The following is a 21,407-nucleotide window of genomic DNA, read 5'->3' on the forward strand; positions in this document are numbered from 1 at the left end:
GGGACTGCCATGTGCGGAATCGCCGGGTTCCTCGCGGACCCACCACTGACCGGAGCACCCGACGAGGTCATCACCTCGATGCTCTCGACCATCCGCCACCGCGGACCGGACCAGGCCGGCTACTACCTGGACGACGGGCTCGCGATGGGCACCGTACGGCTGGCGATCGTCGATCCCGCCGACGGCGCCCAGCCGATGTCGGACCCGACGGAGCGCTACTGGATCTGCTTCAACGGCGAGATCTACAACCACGTCGAACTGCGCGCGGAACTGGAGGGCCTGGGCCGCCCGTTCCGCACCGACCACTCCGACACCGAAGTCGCCCTCCAGGCCTGGATCCAGTGGGGCCCGGCCTGCTTCGCCCGCTTCAACGGCCCGTTCGCGCTCGCGATCAGGGACACCGCCACCGGCGGGCTCGTCCTGGCCCGCGACCGGTACGGCAAGCGCCCGCTGTACTACGCCGAGCACGGCGGCGCCCTCCTGTTCGCCTCCGAGGCGAAGGCCTTCGGCGCGTTCCCCGGCTTCCGCTTCGAGCTCTCCCCGCCGGACCTCGCGTCGATCTACGCGGTGTGGACGCCGCTGCCCGACCGCACGCCGTTCGCCGGCGTCCGCCAACTGCCCATGGGCTGCTACCTGGAGGCCGGCGGCGGCCTGCGCTCGCCGCGCGCGTACGAGGAACTCTCCTTCGACGTACCGGGCTTCGACGGCACCGAGCCGGAGGCGGTCGCGTTCGTCCGGGAGAGCCTGCGCACCGCGGTGGAGCTGCGCCTGCGCTCCGACGTGGAGGTCGGCGTCTACCTGAGCGGCGGCCTCGACTCCTCCGTGGTCACCAGCCTCGCCACGCAGCTGTCCCGGCACCAGGTCCGCACCTTCTCGGTGGCCTTCCGGGACAAGAACTTCGACGAGTCCGACAGCCAGCTGCTGGTCGCCGAGCACCTGGGCACCCTGCACTCCGCCCTCCCGGTCACCGGCGCGGACATCGCCGACAACCTCCCGTCGGCGGTGTACCACGCCGAGGTGCCCGCCTTCCGGACGTCCTTCGTCCCGATGTTCCTGCTCTCCCGCCACGTCCGCGACGCGGGCATCAAGACCGTGCTCAGCGGCGAGGGCTCCGACGAGGCCTTCCTCGGCTACTCCCTGTTCCGCGAGACCATGCTGCGCGAACGCTGGCACGGGCTCACCGACACCGAGCGGCGCGCCGGACTCGCCACCCTGCACCCGGAGCTGGCGCACTTCGGCCCGGCCCACCAGGGCCACCTGCTCGGCCTGTACCAGCAGTTCGCCACCGAGCGGCTGCCCGGCCTGTTCTCCCACGAACTGCGGTACCAGAACGGCAGGTTCGCGGCCCGGCTGCTCGCCTCCCGCAAGGACCCGTTCGCCGACCTGCTCGACCTGGTCTCCCGGGCGCCGGGCTACCAGGCCATGTCCGCGGTGCAGAAGGCCCAGTGGCTGGAGTACAAGACCCTGCTGCCCGGATTCCTGCTCTCGACCCAGGGCGAGCGCGTCGCCCTGGCGCACAGCGTGGAGAACCGCTGCCCGTTCCTCGACCCGGCGGTGGTCCGGGCCGCCTCCGCGGTCAACCTCCGCTTCGACGACGGGTGGAACGAGAAGGCCGTCCTGAAGAAGGCGTTCCGCGCCGAGCTGCCGCAGTGGACCACGGACCGCCCCAAGCAGCCCTACCGCGCCCCGGGCAGCGAGGTGTTCAAGGAGCACCGCCCGGACTACCTGGAACTCCTCCTGTCCGACACCGAGTTGGGCAAGCTCGACTTCCTGGACCAGCGGTTCGCCCGCCGCCTGACGGACCGCGTCATGGCCTCGCCCGCCGAGGACGTGAGCACCAAGGAGGACCAGGCCTTCGTCTACCTGCTCACCACCGCCGTGCTCCACCGGCAGTTCGTGCTCGACGGCGCCGGCCAGAACGGCGGATCGGCCGCCCCGGCAATCGACCTGAAAGTGACCGTGGACCGGCGCCACGCCGTCCGGACCGGAAAGGAGGCCCGGTGACCACCGACGGCATCGCCATCATCGGACTCGCCCTGCGCTTCCCCGGGGCCGACACCCTCGCCACGCTCTTCGACCACCTCGCCGCCGGACGCTCCCTGATCACCGAGGTCCCGGCCGAACGGTGGTCCAAGGAACGCTACTTCGGGGACCCGCGCAACGGCGGCGAACGGACCAACAGCATCTGGGCCGGGTTCATCGAGGACGCGGACCGCTTCGACGCCGCCTTCTTCGCCATCTCCCCGCGCGAGGCCGAGACGATGGACCCGCAGCAGCGGTTCGCCCTCGAACTCGCCTGGAAGGCCGTCGAGGACGCGGGCTACCGCGCGAGCGAGCTCGCGGGCAGCCGCACCGGGGTCTTCATGGGCGTCTGCCACGCCGACTACGCCGAACTCATCGAGCGCGACGACGTGGCGACCGACGCCTACTTCCCGACCGGAACGGCGTACTCGATCGTCGCCAACCGGCTCTCCTACCACTTCGACCTCCACGGCCCGAGCATCACCAACGACACCGCCTGCTCCAGCTCCCTGGTGTCCGTCTACGAGGCCGTGACCGCGCTCAACAACGGGGACTGCGACCTGGCACTGGCCGGCGGCGTCAACCTGTGCTGGTCCCCGAAGCACTTCGTGGCCTTCAGCAAGGCCGGCATGCTCTCGCCCACCGGCCGGGCGCAGGCCTTCGACGAGGGCGCCGACGGGTTCGTCCGGGGCGAGGGCGGGGCGGTCCTGCTGCTCAAACCGCTCGCCCGGGCGATCGCGGACGCCGACCCGGTCCACGGGGTGATCAAGGGCGTCGGCACCAACCACGGCGGCCGGACCAACTCGCTGACCGTGACCAGCCCGACCGCCCAGGCCGCGCTGATCGAGGACGTCTACACCCGGGCGGGCGTCGCGCCCGGCACCGTCGGCTACATCGAGGCGCACGGGCCGGGCACCCCGGTCGGCGACCCGATCGAGATCGTCGGCCTCAAGCGCGCCTTCCGCAACCTGCACGAGGCCGCCGGGACCGAACCCGACCCGGACACCACCGGCATCGGCTCGGTCAAGACCAACATCGGGCACCTGGAATCCGCCGCCGGGGTGGCGGGCATGGTGAAGGTCGTCGCCGCCATGACGGCCGGGGTGCTGCCCGCGACCGTCAACTTCCGGAACCTGAACCCGCTGATCAACCTGGCCGGCAGCCCCTTCTACATCGTCGACGGGACCCGGCCCTGGCCGGCCGTGGACGGCGCGCCCCGCCGGGCCGGCGTCAGCTCCTTCGGCTTCGGCGGGACCAACGCCCATGTGCTGATGGAGGAACCGCGCCGCCGCACCTCCTCGGCCGGCGCGCCGGGCCCGTACGTCGTCCCGCTGTCGGCGCGCAGCCCCGAGCGGCTGCGGGTGCTCGCCGGACTGCTGCGCGAGCACCTGCTCGCGCCGGAGTCCGCGCTGCTGCCGCAGCAGTCGCCGGCCGACATCGCCCACACCCTGCGGGTGGGCCGCGAACCGCTGGCCGTCCGGGCCGCGCTCGTCGTCGCCGACCGGGACCAGCTCGTCGCCGCGCTGGGGACGCTGGTGTCCGGTGAGCTCCCGGCGGGCGAGGCCGCCAACCCCGCCGGCGCCGGCCCCGAGCTGATGACGGCGGTCGCCGACTGGCTGGCGGGCGGCGACGCGAGCTGGCCGCACCACCCCGGCGCCCACCGGGTGCGGCTGCCCACCTACCCGTTCGCGCGGGACCGGCACTGGTACCGCGTGCCGGAGCCCGTCGCCCCCGCCGCCACCGGGCAGCTGCACCCCCTCGTCCACCGCAACACCTCCGACCTGGCGCAGCAGCGCTACACCTCGACGTTCACCGGCGCCGAACCCTTCCTCGACGACCACCGGGTCGGCGGCCGGCGGGTGCTGCCCGCCGCCGCCTACGTCGAGATGGCCCGGGCCGCCGTGGCGCTCTCGGCCACCGGGACGGGGACCGTCCGGCTGCACGACCTGGCCTGGGTGCGGCCGATCACCGTCGACGAGGAACCCGTCGACGTCCAGGTCGAACTGACGCCCGGGGACCACGGGATCGCCGTCGCGTTCGTACGCGACGGCACGGAGCACGGCACCGGCCGCGCCGAGCTCGTCCCGCCCGCGCCGCCGGCCCCGCTCGACCTGGCCGCGCTGCGCGCCTCCTGCCCCGACCCGGCCGAGCCCGACGCCGTCCACCGGCGGCTGCGCGCCCAGGGCCTGGAGTACGGCCCGGCCATGCGCGCGCTGCGGGAGCTGCGCACCGGCCCGGACGGGGCGCTCGCCCGCATCCGGCCGACCGAGCCCGAGGACGGCGGACACCTGCTGCCGCCGAGCCTGCTGGACGCGGCCTTCCAGGTCTCCGTCACGCTGATGCCGGACACCGCCGGGCCGACCCTGCCGCTGGCCCTGGACGAGGTCCTGGTCCACGGGCCGTGCCCGGCCGAGAGCTGGGCCTGGATCCGGCGCACCGGCGGTTCCGGCAGCTCCGGCGCGGTGGCCACCTTCGACATCGACCTGTGCGACCACGAGGGCACCGTGCACGCCACGATCCGGGGGCTCGCCCAGCGCGCTACCGGCACCGGCACCGGCACCGGCCCGCGCGTCGTCACCGCCACCACCCGGTGGACGGACCGGCCGGCCGTCCCGGGCGGCCCGGCCCGCACCCCGCACACCCCGGAGCTGCCGGGCATCGCCCCCTCGGCCCCGGCCGACGGCGTCGAGGCCATGACGGACACGGTGTTCGCCGCCGTCCGGGAGCTGCTGCTCACCCGGCCCACCACCGAGCACCGGTTCGTGGTGCTGGTCGACGGGCGGGTCCCCGCGCACTTCCACCGGCCGCTGGCGGGGCTGTTCCGCACCGTGGCCCTGGAGAACCCGCTGGTCACCGGCCGGGTGGTGCGTGTCGACGGCCTGGAGGGCGCGGCCCCGGCGACGATCGAGCGGATCGTCGCCGAGGAGTGCGCGGACGAGGGCGCCGACAGTGAGGTCCGCCGCCGGGCCGACGGGGTCCGGCAGGTGCTGGAGCCCGTCGACGCCCCGCTCGCGGCCGGCCCGGCCGTACCGGAGCTGCGGACCGGCGGGGTGTACTGGATCACCGGCGGCCTGGGCGGCCTCGGTCCGCACCTGGCCCGCTACTTCGGCCGCGCCGGGGCCACGGTGGTGCTCAGCGGACGGTCCGCCACCGGCCCGCTCGCCGACCTGCGCGCCGACGGCGTCGACGCCCACCACCTGCCGGTGGACGTGGCCGACGCCGAGGAGGTCCGGGCCGCGGTCGAGACGATCCTGCGCGACCACGGCTCGCTCGACGGCGTCGTCCACGCGGCCGGCGTCCTGCGCGACCAGTACCTGGTGCGCAAGGACCTGGCCGACGTCCGCACGGTGGGCGCGCCGAAGATCCGCGGCGCGCTCAACCTCGACGCCGCCACCCGCCACCTCGACCTGGACCACTTCGTGCTCTTCTCGTCGGTCGCCGGGGTGTACGGCAACCCCGGCCAGTCCGACTACGCCGCGGCCAACGCCTTCCTGGACGCGTTCGCCGCGCACCGGCAGTCCCTGGTCGACTCCGGCGAGCGCACCGGCCGTACCGTCGCGGTCAGTTGGCCGCTGTGGGCCGACGGCGGCATGACGATGGACGCGGCCGGCCGGGAGGCGATGCGCCGCGAGCGGGGCTGGGAGCCGCTGCCCACCGAGGACGGGCTGCGCGCGCTCGGCGGGGCGCTGCGCGCCGACGCCCCGGCGCACGTCGTGGTCGGCTACGGCGCGGGCGCCACGCTCGCGGCCCGGCCCGCCGTACCGGTCCGAACCGCCGTACCGGGCACACCGGTTCGGACCGCCGTACCCGCCGGCCCGGTACCCGGCGGCGACAGCGGGAACCTGACCGAGCGGACCGAGGAACTGCTGCGGCGGATCGTCGCCGAGGTCCTCCGGCACCGGCCGGAGGACCTCGACCCGGCCACCGACCTCGTCGCGTACGGCATCGACTCGCTGAGCATCATGGGCGTGACCGCCGAGCTGGAGAAGCTGTTCGGGCCGCTGTCCAAGACCATCTTCTTCGAGTACCTCAACATCGCCGACGTCGCCGCCCACTTCGTGGAGTCCCGGCGGGAGCAGTTGGAGGCCGTCCTCGGCGGGGCGGCGCCGCGGGCCGAACCCGAGCCCGAGGCAGTCGAGGTACCCGCTCGGACCGCTGACGCCGTCAGCGCCGTCGCTGCCGTCGAGGCCCGCGCGGAGCCGTCCGGCCGGCACCGGGACCGCGACGACCGGCACGACATCGCGATCATCGGGGTCTCCGGGCGCTACCCCGGCGCCGACACCCTCGACGAGCTGTGGGAGCTGCTGGAGAACGGCCGGCACAGCTTCACCGAGGTCCCCGCCGACCGCTGGGACCACCGCGTCGTCCACGACAGCGACCGGGCCGTGCCCGGCAAGAGCGTGATCCGGACCGGGACCTTCCTGCGCGACATCGACGCCTTCGACCCCCGGTACTTCCGGATCTCCAAGCGCGAGGCCGAGCAGATGTCCCCGGAGGTGCGGCTGTTCCTCCAGGCCGGCGTGCAGGCGCTGGAGGACTCGGGCTACTCCCGGGAGACCATCCGGCGCCGCTACCAGGGCGACGTCGGCGTGCTCGTCGGGACGATGAGCAACCACTACAACCTGTACGGCTTCCAGAACAGCCTCACCCGCGGCGCCCCGCAGAGCGGCAGCTACACCGGGACGATCCCGAACATGCTGTCCTACTTCTACGGCCTGACCGGGCCGTCGATCTTCGTGGACACCATGTGCTCGGCCTCCTCGACCTGTGTCCACCAGGCCGTGCAGATGCTGCGGGCCGGCGAGTGCCGGATGGTGGTCGCGGGCGGCATCAACCTGCTGCTGCACCCGTACAACCTGATCACCTCCTCGCAGGAGCACTTCACCACCGGCACCTCCGACGTGATCCGCAGCTTCGGCGTCGGCGTGGACGGCACCATCCTCGGCGAGGGCGTCGGCGCGGTGGTGCTCAAGCCGCTGGTCGACGCGGAGCGCGACGGCGACCACGTGTACGCCGTGATCAAGGGCACCGCCCTGTCCAACGCCGGTGTGCGCAACGGCTTCACCGTGCCGAGCCCCGGCATGCAGGCCCGCGCGATCGAGAAGGCCGTCGAGGACGCCGGGATCGACCCGAGGACGATCGGCTACGTCGAGGGCCACGGTTCGGGCACCGCCCTGGGCGACCCGATCGAGGTCCGCGCCCTCACCTCGGCGTTCCGGAAGTACACCGAGGACCGGCAGTTCTGCGCCCTCGGCTCGGTCAAGGCCACCATGGGCCACCTGCTCGCCGCGGCCGGGATGGTGGGCCTGGCGAAGGTGCTGCTCCAGCTGCGGCACGGCAAGCTGGTGCCGTCCCTGCACAGCACGGAGCTCAACCCGGACATCGACTTCGCGGACACCCCGTTCCGGGTGCAGCAGACCCTCGCCGACTGGCAGCCGGTCGTCACCACGGTCGACGGCCGGGAGGTCGTCCACCCGCGCCGGGCCGGCCTCACCTCGATCGGCGCCGGCGGCATGAACTCCCACATCATCCTGGAGGAGTACCCGCCGCGGCCGGAGCGCCAGGAGCCCTTCGGCGAGCAGCTGTTCGTGTTCTCCGCCATGAACGAGGACGCCCTCGGACGCCACCTGGCCGTCTTCCGCGACCACCTCGCCGGGGCCCGCGAGGCCGACCTCCCCGACATCGCCTTCACCCTGCGGGTCGGCAGGAACGAACTGCCGCACCGCTGGGCCTTCGTGGCGGCCGACAAGGCGGCCGCCCTGGCCGCCCTGGACGGCTGGGCGGCGGGCCGCCGGGACCTGCCGGAGCACGAGATCGCCCGGACCTGGCTCGCGGGCCGCAGCGTCGACTGGGACCGGCTGCCCACGGCCCGGCGGGTCCCGCTGCCCCCGTACCCCTTCGACCGGGTGCGCTGCTGGGTCGAGGTGGACGAGGACGCGCCGACCGTGCTCGCCCCGCTGGCCCACCGCGAGCGGCTGCACCCCTTCCTGGGGCGCAACGAGTCCGACGTCCACGGCCTGCGCTACACCGCGGACCTGCGGCTCGACGACCTCCAGGACTACACCTACCGCCAGGACGGGCTCCCCGTCGTGGTGTCCACCTTCGCCGTGGACCTCGCGCTCGCCACCGCGAGGGTCAGCGGGTACGCGGCCGAGCCGGCCGTGCACGACCTGCGGGTGCTGCGGCCGGTCGACTGGTCGGCCACCGACCGCCTCGTCACGGAGTTCGCCGACGGCCACGGCCTGGTGCGGGCCGGGGACGGGCCGCCGGCCGTCGAGTTCACCGTCCGGGCGGCCGACGCGCCCACCGGCCGGATCGACCTCACCGGCCTGCGGCAGGTGCTGGACCGGGCGGGCCTCCTGGCCGAACTGGCCGAGGGCGGCGTCGTCCCCCGGGCCGCCTCCTGCGCCGTCGACGCGGTGTCCGCCGCCCCGGACGGCAGCACCGTCCTGCACCTGTCCCGCCCCGGCGTCCAGCAGGACCACGCCCGGCGGAACGTGACCGTCGAACCGTCCGTCCTCGCGGCGATCGCCCTGGGCGTGCAGTGGACGGCCCGCCGGGCCGGGCACCCGGACTGGCAGCGGGTCGCGCCGCACCGGATCGACCGGGTCACCGTCCGGTCCGGCGGGCCGGTCGCCCACGTCCTCCTCGGCGCCGACCGGATCCTCCTGGCCGACGCTTCGGGCGAGGTGCTCGGCGCGCTGGAGGGCGTGCTGTGCGGCACCGGGGGGACGCCACCGGCGGCCCGCCGGGCCCCCCGGCCCGCCGTACTCCGCCCCGAGCCGGGTACTCCCGCGCCGGCGGAGGGCACGTCCGGACCGACGGGTGCGGACGGGGTCGTGGAGGTGCTGCGCGAGATCGCGGCGGGGCTGCTGAAGTTCGAGCCGGAGGAGCTCGACCCCCGGACCGGCATGGACGAGTTCGGCTTCGACTCGATCTCGCTGGTGTACTTCGCCAAGCAGATCGAGGAGCGCTTCGGCGCCAAGGTCAGCCCGGCCGTGTTCTTCGACCTCAGCACCCTGGAGGCGCTGGGCGCCCACCTGGTCGCGGAGCACGGGGCCTCGGCCGCGCCGCGCCGCCCGGCGGCCCGCCCCGCGACCGTCCCGGCAGCCGTCCCCGTGACCGCCGCCGTGACGGCCCCCGTGACAGCCTCCGCGACGGCCCCCGCCACCGGGCGCCGGCCCCTCCCGGACCGGCCCGGACGGGCCCCGGACACGCCGATCGCCGTGATCGGCGCGGCCGGACGCTTCCCCGGTGCCCGCGACCTCGGCGAGTTCTGGGCGAACCTGCTGGCCGGGCGGGACTCCGTCACCGCCTTCCCGCTGGACCGCTACGACGAGGAGCAGCGCCGGGCCATCACCGCCCTGGACTTCCCCCGGCGGATGGGCGCCCTCGACGAGGTCGACGCCTTCGACGCGGCGTTCTTCCGGATCCTGCCGCGCGAGGCCGAACTGATGGACCCGCAGCACCGGCTGGTGCTGGAGACGGTGTGGCAGGCGCTGGAGGACAGCGCCCACCGGCCGAGCGAACTCCCCTCCAACACCGGGGTGTTCATCGGCGTCACCAACAACGACTACGCGACCCTGCTCAGCACCCGAGGGGTGCGGCCGGACGCCTTCACCGCGACCGGCACCAACCACTCGATCCTGGCCAACCGCATCTCCTACCTGCTCGACGTGCGCGGCCCGAGCGAGCCCATCGACACCGCCTGCTCCAGCTCGCTGGTGGCGGTGCACCGCGCCATGGAAGCCATCCGGTCCGGCGCCTGCGACCTGGCGATCGCGGGCGGGGTGAACGTCCTGCTCGACGCCGGCACCTTCGTCAGCGCCCACCGCGCGGGGATGCTCAGCCCGGACGGCCTGTGCCGCACCTTCGACGCCGACGCGAACGGCTACGTGCGCGGCGAGGGCGTCGGGGCCGTCGTCCTCAAGCCGCTGGCGGCGGCCGAGCGGGACGGCGACGCGATCCTCGGCGTGCTCCGGGGCAGCGCCTACAACCACGGCGGACGGGCCAACTCGCTCACCGCGCCGAACGCCGACGCCCAGGCCGAGCTGGTCACCGCGGCCGTCGGCGACCTCGACCCGGACACCATCGGCTACATCGAGACCCACGGCACCGGCACGGCCCTCGGCGACCCGGTCGAGGTCCGCGCGCTGCGCACGGCCTTCCGCCGGCTCGGCCGGAGCGACGACGGCGCCTGCGGCCTGGGCTCGGTCAAGACCAACATCGGGCACCTGGAGTCCGCCGCCGGCATCGCCGGGCTGCTGAAGGTGCTGCTCTCGCTCCGGCACGGGGTGCTGCCCGCGAACCGGCACCTGCGGCGGGTCAACCCGTTCGTCGAACTCGACGACGGGCCCTTCCACCTGGTCCGGGAGAACGAGCCCTGGCCGCGTCCGCGCGACCGCGACGGCCGGGACGGGCCGAGGCGCGCCGGGGTCAGCAGCTTCGGCTTCGGCGGCGTCAACGCCCATGTCGTGGTCGAGGAGTACGTCCCGGTCCGGGCCGGCCGGGAGGAGCCCGCCGGGGACGTCCTGGTGCCGCTCTCGGCGCGCACCCCGGGGCAGTTGACCGACCGGGCCCGGGACCTGCTGGCCTTCCTGGAGCGGTCGGAGGGGGTGTCCCTGCGCTCGGTCGCCTGGACCCTCCTGGCCGGCCGGGAGGAGATGGCCGAGCGGATCGCCTGGACGGTGTCCAGCGTGGCCCAACTCGCCGACCGTCTGCGGGCGTTCGTCGCCACCGGCGACCGGGGCGAGGCCGCCGGTCCGGCGGCGCGCTGGATCGCGGGCGAGGCCCTCGACCGGTCGGCCTGGACCGGCGGAGCGACGCCCGGACGGGTTCATCTGCCCGGGTACCCCTTCGCCCGGGACCGCTTCTGGCACCCGGAGGCCGAGCCCGCCCCGGCGCTCGCCCAGGCGCCCGTCGCGGCACCGGACACCGAAGCGGCCGCCGCTCCCGGCGCCGCCCCGGAGGCCGTCACGGTCCTGTCCGTCCCGGCCTGGGCTCCGGCCCCCGCCGCGCCGGGCCGCCGCCACGACCGCCGCGCGGTCGTGCTGTGCGGGGTCGACGGCGACCTCCCCGGGGCGATCCGGCTGGAGACCGCCAAACAGCGGCCGGAGAGCCGGTTCCGCGACCTGTCCTGGCAGCTGCTGGAGACCGTCCGGGGCCTGGCGGCCGAGGAGGGCACGGTGCTGGTCCAGGTGGTCGCGGACACCGCGGCCCTGGCCGGCCTGCTGCGCTCGGTGGCCAAGGAGGACCCCGGAGTCCTCGGCCAGGTGATCGTCCTGGACGGCGCCGCGGGCGTCGACCCGGCCACCGCGGTCGCGGAGAACGCCGACGGCGCGGACGACCTCGTCCGCTACCGCCACGGCGTCCGGCAGACCCTCGGCTGGACCCCCGTCACTCCCCCGGCCACCGGCTCCGCCCCGCCGTGGCGGGACGGCGGCGTCTACCTCGTCACCGGCGGCGCCGGCGGCATCGGCGCCGCGACGGCCCGTCGGATCGCCGCCGACGTCCGACGGCCCACCCTCGTCCTCGCGGGCCGCTCAGCGGCCGACGAGCGGGTGGAGGCGCTGCTGGCCGAACTGCGGCAGGCCGGCGCGGTCGCGCGCTACGTGCGGGCCGACCTCTCGCGCTGGGAGGAGGTCCGCCACCTCGTCGCCGAGGCGGGCGAGGTCACCGGGGTGGTGCACGCCGCCGGAGTGGTCCGCGACGCCCTGCTCGCGGAGAAGACCGCGGCGCAGTGGGAGGAGGTGCTCGGCGCCAAGGCGGACGGCCTCGTCCACCTCGACCGGGCCACCGCGCACTGCCCGCTGGAGTTCGTCCTGGCCTACTCCTCCGGCGCCGCCGTCACCGGCAACCCCGGGCAGAGCGACTACGCGGCCGCCAACGCCTTCCTCGACGAGTTCGCCGCCTCCCGCAACGCGGCCGTCGCCCGGGGGGAACGGCGGGGCCGGACGCTCTCCGTGGCCTGGCCGCTGTGGCAGGACGGCGGCATGACCGTCGACGACCGCACCCTGGCCTACCTGCGGGAGGACCGGGGGCTGGTCCCGATGCCGACGCCGACGGGCCTCGCCGCCCTGGTCGACGCCTGGCACACCGGGGCGGACCGGGTGTGGGTGCACCACGGCTCGCCCGCCCCGGCCGCTGCTCCTGCCGCTGCCGCTCCGCCCGCGCCCGCACCGTCCGGGGGCCGCACCGCGGACCGCGCCGTGCTGGACCACCTGCGGGAGGTCTTCGCGGAGGTCAGCAAGCTGCCCCCGCAGGCGGTGGACCCGGACCGGCCGTTCGTCGACATCGGTCTCGACTCGGTGATGGTGATCCAGCTCAACCGTGCGCTGGCCCCGTTCTACCCCGAGGCCTCCTCGACCCTGTTCTACGAGCAGCCGACCCTGCGGGCGGTGGCCGCCCGGCTCGGCGGCGCACGCCGCCCGGAGCCCGTACCGCAACCCGTACCGGAGCGGGCGACCGGGCCCGCCCCGGCGGCCCCCTCGGGACGGACCGTCCCCGCCGGGGAACCCGCCGTCGGACGTGCCGCCGAGCGCGCCGCCGGGCCCGACGAGCCGATCGCCGTCATCGGGCTGAGCGGCCGCTATCCGGGCGCCGCCGACCTGGGCGAGTTCTGGGAGAACCTCAGGGCCGGCCGCGACAGCGTCCGCGAGATCGACCGGTGGCCGCTGGACGGCTTCTTCGAACCGGACCGCACCACCGCCGCGACCACCGGGCGCAGCTACAGCAAGTGGGGCGGGTTCCTGGACGGCTTCGCCGACTTCGACCCGAGGTTCTTCGGCATCGCCCCGCGCGACGCCTACGCGATGGACCCGCAGGAGCGGCTGTTCGTCCAGGCCGCCTGGGAGGTGCTGGAGGACGCCGGGTACACCCGCGCCCGCCTCGCCGAGCAGCATGACCACCGGGTCGGGGTGTTCGCCGGCGTCACCAAGGTCGGGCACGCCCGGCACCCGGCGGGCCGGCTGCCCTCGGGTGAACTCGTCGTCCCCGGGCTGTCGTTCGCCTCGCTGAGCGCCCGGGTCTCCTACCTGCTCGACCTGCGCGGGCCGAGCCTGACCGTGGACACCATGTGCTCGGCCTCGCTGACCGCGATCCACGAGGCCTGCGAGCAACTCCGCAGCGGCGCCTGCGAGGTCGCCCTGGCCGGCGGCGCGAACGTCTACACCCACCCGCTGGACTACGTCGAGCTGTGCCGCTCCGGCATGCTCTCGCCCGACCGGTACTGCCGCAGCTTCGGCGCCGGCGGCCACGGGTTCGTCCCGGGCGAGGGCGTCGGCTGCGTGCTGCTCAAGCCGCTGTCCCGGGCCCTGGCCGACGGGGACCGGGTGCTGGGCCTGATCCGCGCCACCGGCGTCAACCACGGCGGGCGCAGCACCGGTTACACCGTGCCGAGCCCGACCGCCCAGGCCGCGCTGATCCGTCAGGTGCTCGACCGGGCCGGCGTCTCGGCGCGGCAGGTCGGGTACGTCGAGGCGCACGGCACCGGCACCGAGCTGGGCGACCCGATCGAGGTCGCCGGCCTGGCCGCGGCGTTCCGGCAGGACACCGAGGACCGCCAGTACTGCGCGCTCGGTTCGGTGAAGTCCGGCATCGGGCACCTGGAGGCCTCCGCCGGCGTGGCGGGCCTCACCAAGGTGCTGCTGCAGCTCGGGCACCGGGAACTGGTCCCCACCCTGAACGCCGAACAGCCCAACCCGAACATCGACTTCGGGTCGTCCCCCTTCCGGCTCCAGCGCGAAGCGGCGCCCTGGCACAGCGAGGGCCCGCGGATCGCGGCGGTGTCCTCCTTCGGTGCCGGCGGCTCCAACGCGCACGTGATCGTCGAGGAGTACCCCGTGCAACCCGCAGACGGCACCGAGGACGGCGCCGAACACGTCGTCGTCCTCTCCGCCCGGACCCCCGACCGACTCGCCGCCTCCGTCGACCGGTTGGCCGCGTTCCTCGACCGAGCCCCGGACACCCCGCTGGCCGACCTCGCATACACCCTCCAGGTGGGACGGGAGGCGATGGCCGAGCGGTACGCGGTCGTGGTCTCCTCCACCAGGGAGCTGCGGGACGCGCTGCGCGAGGGCCGGGGGCTCCGGGGCAGCGCGGGGACGGCTCCCGACGGGCTGCTCGCGGAACTCACCGCGGACGGCGAGCTCCAGGAGCTGCTCGTCCGGCGCTGGAGCGCCGCCGGGGAGCTGTCCAAGGTCGCGGCCCTGTGGGCGTCCGGCGTCGCGATCGACTGGCGGAGCACGCACCGGGCGGCGCGGCGGACCATCGCCCTGCCCACCTATCCGTTCGCCGCGGAACGGTTCTGGATCGGCGACCTGGCCCGGTCCGGGGACGTTCCCCCCGCAGCACCCGTTCCCCCCGCGGCCGCCGAACCGGTCGACCTGGCCGGTCTTGACGAACCGGCCGAACCCGCCGACCTGGACGGGCTGGTGCCCGCGCTGGTGCGGGAGAAGGTCGCCGCCGCCCTCGCGATGGAGGCCGGCGAGGTCCTCGACGGGTCGGCGTTCGCCGATCTGGGCCTGGACTCCATCCTCGCCGTCCGGCTGGTCCACGAGCTCAACACCGCGCTCTCGCTGGACCTTTCGACCACCGTGGTCTTCGACCACAGCACGGTCGACCGGCTGGCCGCGCACCTGCTCGCCGAGCACCGGGACGCCATGGTGCCCGCCCGGACCGGCGGCGGGGCCCGGCCCTCGGCCGCGCTCGACGCCACACCGGGCGCCGCGCCTGACGCCGGAGCCGCCGACGGCGGCGCCCCGGTCACCGACCGCCGTCCCGCCACCGGACAGCCGGTGGCCGCCCCCGGCCCGGTGGACCGCGGCCCGATCGCGGTCGTCGGCATGAGCGGCCGGTTCGCGGGCACCGGCTCGCTGGACGAGCTGTGGACGCGGCTGGAGAACGGGGACGACCTGGTCACCGACGCCACCCGCTTCCGCCTCGACGGCCTGAGCGCGTGCACCCGGGGCGGGTTCCTCGACCGGATCGACGAGTTCGACGCGCTGTTCTTCAACATCTCCGGCACCGAGGCCGCCGCGATGGACCCCCAGCAGCGGCTGCTGCTGGAGGAGTCGTGGAAGGCCCTGGAGGACGCCGGGTACGCCGGCCGGATGGACCGGCGGCCGTGCGGCGTGTACGTCGGCGCCTGGGCCGGGGACTACCTGGAGCTGCTCGACGGGGACGCGCCGGCCCAGGCCCTGTGGGGCAACATGGCCTCGGTGATCCCGAGCCGGGTCAGCTACGCCCTGGACCTCAAGGGCCCGGCGATCGCCGTCGACACCTCCTGCTCCAGCTCGCTGGTGGCGCTCGACCTGGCGTGCAAGGACCTCTGGTCCGGCGAGACCTCGATGGCCCTGGCCGGCGGGGTGTTCGTCCAGTCCACGCCGCGGCTGTACGGGCTCGCGGGCCGCGCGGGGATGCTCTCCCCGAGCGGGCGCTGCCACAGCTTCGACCACCGGGCGGACGGCTTCGTCCCCGGTGAGGGCGTCGGGGTGGTGGTGCTCAAGCGGCTCGCCGACGCGCTGGCGGACGGGGACCACGTCCACGGCGTGATCACCGCCGTCGGGGTCAACCAGGACGGCGCCACCAACGGCATCACCGCCCCGAGTTCGGTCTCCCAGGAGAGCCTGATCAGCGGGCTGTACGAGCGGGCCGGCATCGACGTGGAGCGGATCGGCCTGGTCGAGGCGCACGGCACCGGCACGCCGCTGGGCGACCCGATCGAGTTCCGGGCCCTGGACCGGGTCTTCCGCGCCCGGACCGACCGCGCCGAGTACTGCGCGCTGGGCTCGGTGAAGACCACGATCGGACACGCCCAGTTCGCCGCCGGCATCGCGGGCGTGCTGAAGGTCCTGCTGGCGCTCAGGCACCGGCGGATCCCCGCCGCGCTGAACTTCGAGACCGCCAACGAGGCGGTCCCGCTGGCCGGCAGCCCGTTCTACGTCAACACCCGGACCCGTGACTGGGCGGCCCCCGCCGGCGGCCCGCGCTGCGGCGTGGTGAGCTCCTTCGGGGCCAGCGGCACCAACGCCCACGTCGTCATCGAGGAGGCGCCGTCGGCCGAGCGGCCCCCGGCGCCGAGGGCGGACCACCCCGTGGTCCTGTCCGCCCGGACGGAGCAGCAGCTCGCCGAGCAGCGGCGCCGGCTCGCGGCGCACCTGCGCGCCCACCCCTCGGTGGAGCTGCGCGACCTCGCCCACACCCTGTGGGTCGGCCGGAAGCGGTTCGAGCACCGCTTCGAGTGCCTGGCGGGCGACACCGCCGAACTGGTCGCGGTGCTCGACGGCATCGCGCCCGCCCGGCCGGTCGGGGACGCGCCGGCCCCGGCCGGGGGACGCCTCGTCCCGCTGCCGACCTACCCGTTCGCCCCGGACCGGCACGGGCCGGCGGCGGGCCGCGACCGCGACCGCGACCGCGACCGCGACCGCGTCACGCTGTCCCGTACGGACGGGCTGCTGCGGGACCACGTCGTACAGGGCCGGCACATCCTGCCCGCCGTCGCCCACCTGGAACTGGCCCGTCGGGCCCTGGGCGGCACCCGCGTCCGGATGACCAACGTGACGTGGGTCCGGCCGCTGGAGGTCGGGCCGGAACCCGTCGAGGTGCTGGTCGACCTGCGCACCGACGCCCGCGGCGGCCGGCGGTTCACGCTGTCGACCGGCGGGACGGTCCGCAGTGAGGGCACCCTGGCCCCCTCCGACGCCCCGCGCCCGCCCCGGGTGGACCTCGCCGCGCTGCGCGCGCGGTGCCCGGAGACGGTGCCCGGCGAACGGATCCACCAGGCCCTGCGGTCGATGGGCATCGAGCACGGCCCGAGCCTGCGGGCCGTCCGGCAGGCGCACGTGGGACCCGACACGGTGCTCGCCGACCTGGTCCTGCCCGACGCGGCCGAGCCGGGCGCGCTCACCCCGGCCCTGCTGGACTCGGCGATCCAGGCCACCGTCGCGGCGCACCTGACCGAACTGCGGGACACCGCCGTGCCGTTCGCGCTGGAGCGGCTCGAGCTGTTCGCCCCCTGCACCCCGGCCATGACGGCCGTGGTGCGGGGCCTGGCGGCCGGGCCGCTCGGCCGGCTCGACATCGATCTGGTGGACGAGGACGGCGAGGTCCGGGTACGGCTGGTCGGCTACAGCTCCCGCCGGACCGGGAGCCGCACCGAACCCCGCCCGGAGGCCCGTACCGGAACGGCCGCCGCGGACCGGCCCGAGCCCGCCGTCGAAGGCGCCGTCGAGGCCGCCGTCGAAACCGCCGTCGAACCGGCCCTCTACGCCCCGGTCTGGGACCCGATCCCCGCGGACGGCGCCCCGGTGCCCTCCGGCGCCGACCGCGTCCTGGTCGTCGGCGGGCCGGCCCCGCTCGACGGCGCGCTGCACTGGCCGCTGCCGGCCTCGGCGAGCGTCGAGGAGGCCACCGCCGCACTGCGCGGACTCGGACCGGTCGACCACCTGGTGTGGGCCGCCCCCGAGGCCGACCTCGCGCCCACCGACGCCGCCGGGTACACCGCCGCGCAGGAGGACGGGGTGGTCGCCGCGTTCCGCCTGGTGAAGGCGCTGGTCGCGGCGGGCTACGACGCCAGGCCGCTCGGGATCACCCTGGTGACGACCCGTGCGCTCGCCACCCACGCGGACGACGAGGTCCAGCCCGCGCACGCCGGGCTGCACGGCCTGTTCGGCTCGCTGGGCCGGGAGTACGGCAACTGGACCGTCCGCCGCGTCGACCTGGACGGCTCCGGCTGGCCGGCGGACCTCACCGCCCTGCCCGCCCAGTCCCCCGACGACGCCTGGGTCCGGCGCACCGGCCAGTGGCTGGCCCGCCGCTGGGCCCCGTGCGAGGCCCCGGAACGGCCGGTGTACCGGGAGGGCGGCGTGTACGTCGTCATCGGCGGCGCCGGCGGGCTGGGCTCCGCGTGGACCCGGCACGTCGTGCGGGACCACGGCGCCCACGTCACCTGGATCGGCCGCCGGGCGCACGACGCCACCGTGGCGGACCGGATCCGCTCCGCCGGAGGCCCGGAGCACGTCCGCTACCTCCAGACCGACGCCGGCGACCCGGCCGCGCTGCGCCGGGCCCTGGCCGAGGTCAGGCGCCGCCACCCCCGGGTGCACGGCGTCGTCCAGGCGGCGCTGGTGCTGCGGGACAGCACCGTCGCGCGGATGGACGAGGCCGACCTGCGCGCCGCGCTGGCCGCCAAGGTCGACGTGACGACCGCCATGGCCGAGGCCTTCGACGGCGAACCGCTCGACTTCGCGGTCCTGCTGTCCTCCATGCAGTCCTTCACGACCGCCGCCGGCCAGGGCAACTACGCGGCCGGCTGCACCTTCAGCGACGCCTACGCGCACGCCCTCGGGCAGCACTGGGACACCCCGGTCCGGGTCATGAACTGGGGCTGGTGGGGCGGACTCGGGAGCGTCACCTCCGAGTTCTACCGGGAGCGGATGACCCGGGTCGGGCTGGTGTCGATCGAACCGCCGGAGGGGCTCGCCGCCCTGGCCGCCCTGCTCGGCGGCCCGCAGCGGCAGCTCGCCTACGTCCGCACCGACCGGCGCAACACCCTGCCCAACTTCGACCGCGCCACCCGGGTCTCCGCGCACGGCCCGGCCGTCCTGCCGCGCCCCGGCACGCTGCCGGCCGGCGTCGACGAGACGGACGCCGCCCTGGACGAGGTCGTCCGGTGGCGGCGGGCCGAGCGGGACCCGTGGCTCGCCAAGGTCCTCGCCGCCCAGCTGGCCGACGTCGACCGCGCGGCGGTCCTGCCGCAGTACGCCCAGTGGTGGGAGCACGCCCAGCGGCTCCTGGTGCCGGCGGAGCCCGCGGACCAGGTGCTGGCCCGGTGGGAGCGGCAGTGCGCCCGGTGGTCCGCGGACCCCGACCGGGCGGCGGAGCTGCGCCTGGCCGCGGCCATGCTCGGGGCCCTGCCCGGGATCCTGACCGGCCGTGTCCGGCCCACCGACGTGATGTTCCCGCGCGGCTCCATGGAGCTGGTGGAGGGCTGCTACCGCGACAACCGCGCCGCCGACCTGTTCAACCGCGCCATGGCCGCCACCGCCGCCGGCCTGGTCGCCGACCGGCTGCGCCGGGACCCGGGCGCCCGGCTGCGGATCCTGGAGGTCGGCGCGGGCACCGGCGGCACCAGCGTGGGGATGTTCGCCGCCCTCCAGCCGTACCGGGACAGCATCGAGCGCTACGTCTACACGGACGTCTCCAAGGCCTTCCTGAACCACGCCCGGGCCTCGTACGGGCCGGAGGTCCCGTACCTGGACTGCCGGCTGCTCGACATCGAACGGCCGCTGGCCGGGCAGGAGGTCGCCGAGGGCGCCTTCGACCTGGTCATCGCCGCGAACGTGCTGCACGCGACCAAGGACACCCGCAACACCCTGCGCAACGCCAAGGCCGCGCTGCGGCCCGGCGGTTGGCTGCTGCTGAACGAGCTCTCGGCGTTCGACCTGTTCAGCCACGTGACCTTCGGCCTGCTGGAGGGCTGGTGGCTGTTCGACGACCGGTCGCTGCGGATCCCCGGCTCGCCGGCGCTGTCGCCCGGGAACTGGCGGGACGTGCTGGCCGGTGAGGGCTTCCGCACCGTCGTGTTCCCGGTGTCCCGGGCGCTCCCGTTGGGGCAGCAGGTGATCGCGGCGGAGAGCGACGGGGTGGCCCGGCAGCGGGTGCCGGCGGCACCGGCCGCACCGGCGGGAGGCGGACGGGAGACGTCCGCGGCGCCCGACCGGCGCTCGGAGGCCCGGCCGCCGGCCCGGGTGGTCGACACCCCGCCGGCCCGGCCGCAGGCGCCCGCCGTCGACCCCCGGCCCGCCCGGCCCGTCGATGCTCCGCCCGCCCGGCCCGTCGACAGCCGGCCCGTCGACGCCCGGCCCGCCCGGCCGGTGGAGACCCTGCCGGTGGACACCCTGACCGCCCGGCCGCCGGCCGATCCGGCGGCGCTGGTCCTGGCCAAGGCGGCGACCGTGCTCGGCATCCCGGCCGAGCGGATCGACTCCTCGGCCCCGCTCACCGACTACGGCCTGGACTCGATCCTGGTCCTCCAGCTCACCAACGCCCTGCGCGAGGACTTCGGCGAGGACGTCTCCCCCACCCTGCTGTTCGAGGCCGAGAGCGTCGACGCCCTCTGCGCCCGCCTGGCCGGCGCCCCCGACACCACCGACAGCACCGGCATCACCGGTGAACCCGGCCGGCGCTGGGCGCTGTCCCGCGGCCAACTGACCATGTACCGGGACCAGGTGCGCTGCCCGGACTCCGTCGCCTACCACCTCCCGCTCCTGTTCGAGGTCCACGGCGACCCGGACGAGGCCGCGCTGGAACGCGCGGTCCGGGAGCAGGCCCGGATCCACCCGCTGCTGGGCGCGGTGGTCGCCGAGCGGGACGGCGTCCCGTACCTGGACGTCGATCCGGCCCGGGGCCCGTCCTTCGAACGGGTCGACCTCACACCCACCACGCGGGACGGCCGGCTGGCCGCGCTGCGCGAACTGGTCGGCGCCCCCTTCGACCTGGCCGCCGGCCCGCTGGTCCGGGCGCACCTGGCCGCCCTGCCCGACGGCCGCCGGCTCCTGCTGGTCACCGCGCACCACATCCTGCTGGACGGGACCTCGACGGCCCTGCTGGTCCGCACCCTCAAGGACGCCTACCGGGGCCGGGGACGGCTGCGGAGCGCCGAGTTCGGCGACTACACCGCCTGGGAGGAGGAGCTGCTGGCCGGCCCGCGCGGGCAGCGGCACCGGGACCACTGGCTGGCCGAACTGGCCGGCGCGGACGGGCGGTTGGACCTGCCGTACGACCGCCCGCCGGTCCCGGGGCGGCTGCCGCGCGCGGACGTGGTCGTGACCCGGCTGCCGCGGGAGCTGGCCGACGCGGTCGCCGCGACGGCCAGGAGCCACCGGGTCAGCGCCTCGACCGTGCTGCTCGCCGGCTACACCCGCTTCCTCCACCGGGTGACCGGCCAGGACGACCTGATCGCGGGGGTCACCACGGCCGCCCGCTACGAGGAGCGGTTCCAGGACGTCGTCGGCCAGTTCGCGAACTGCCTGCCGATCCGGTCCACCGCCACGGAGGACGTCGCCGGGCTGCTCCGCTCCCTCCACCGCCGGGTGCTGGCCGGGATCGAGCACGGCGCCTACCCGCTGGCCGAGATCGTCCGGGCCCGGGGCGACGGGGACGGACCGCTGGTGCGGACCAACTTCCTGTTCCAGAACTTCGACGGCGCGGAGCTGCTGACCAACGGGGCGCCCACCGCTCCCGGCGACCTGGACCTCCGGGCCTTCGACGACCTGCCCTACCCGGGGGAGTATCCCCTCGCCCTGGAGGTCTACCGGGACGAGGACGGCTACAAGGCCTTCCTGAAGTACGACACCCGGCTGTTCGAGGAGGCCACCGCCCGGTGG

The 21,407-nt window shown here is 75.5% G+C and carries 1 protein-coding gene and 1 pseudogene; both read left to right on the forward strand.

From position 1 onward, the window contains the following. Positions 1-9 precede the first annotated feature (9 nt). Entirely contained in the window at positions 10-2,004 is a 1,995-nt protein-coding gene (gene asnB / locus ACFVU7_RS32395) for an asparagine synthase (glutamine-hydrolyzing) (protein WP_388048610.1), read from the forward strand. After that, a pseudogene (locus ACFVU7_RS32400) lies at positions 2,001-21,374 on the forward strand (SDR family NAD(P)-dependent oxidoreductase); the annotation flags it as partial. The gene asnB and the pseudogene ACFVU7_RS32400, both read left to right, overlap by 4 nt. Positions 21,375-21,407: the final 33 nt, after the last annotated feature.

Origin of the sequence: Kitasatospora sp. NPDC058046, from assembly GCF_042885595.1 — a bacterium.
GTDB lineage: Bacteria > Actinomycetota > Actinomycetes > Streptomycetales > Streptomycetaceae > Kitasatospora.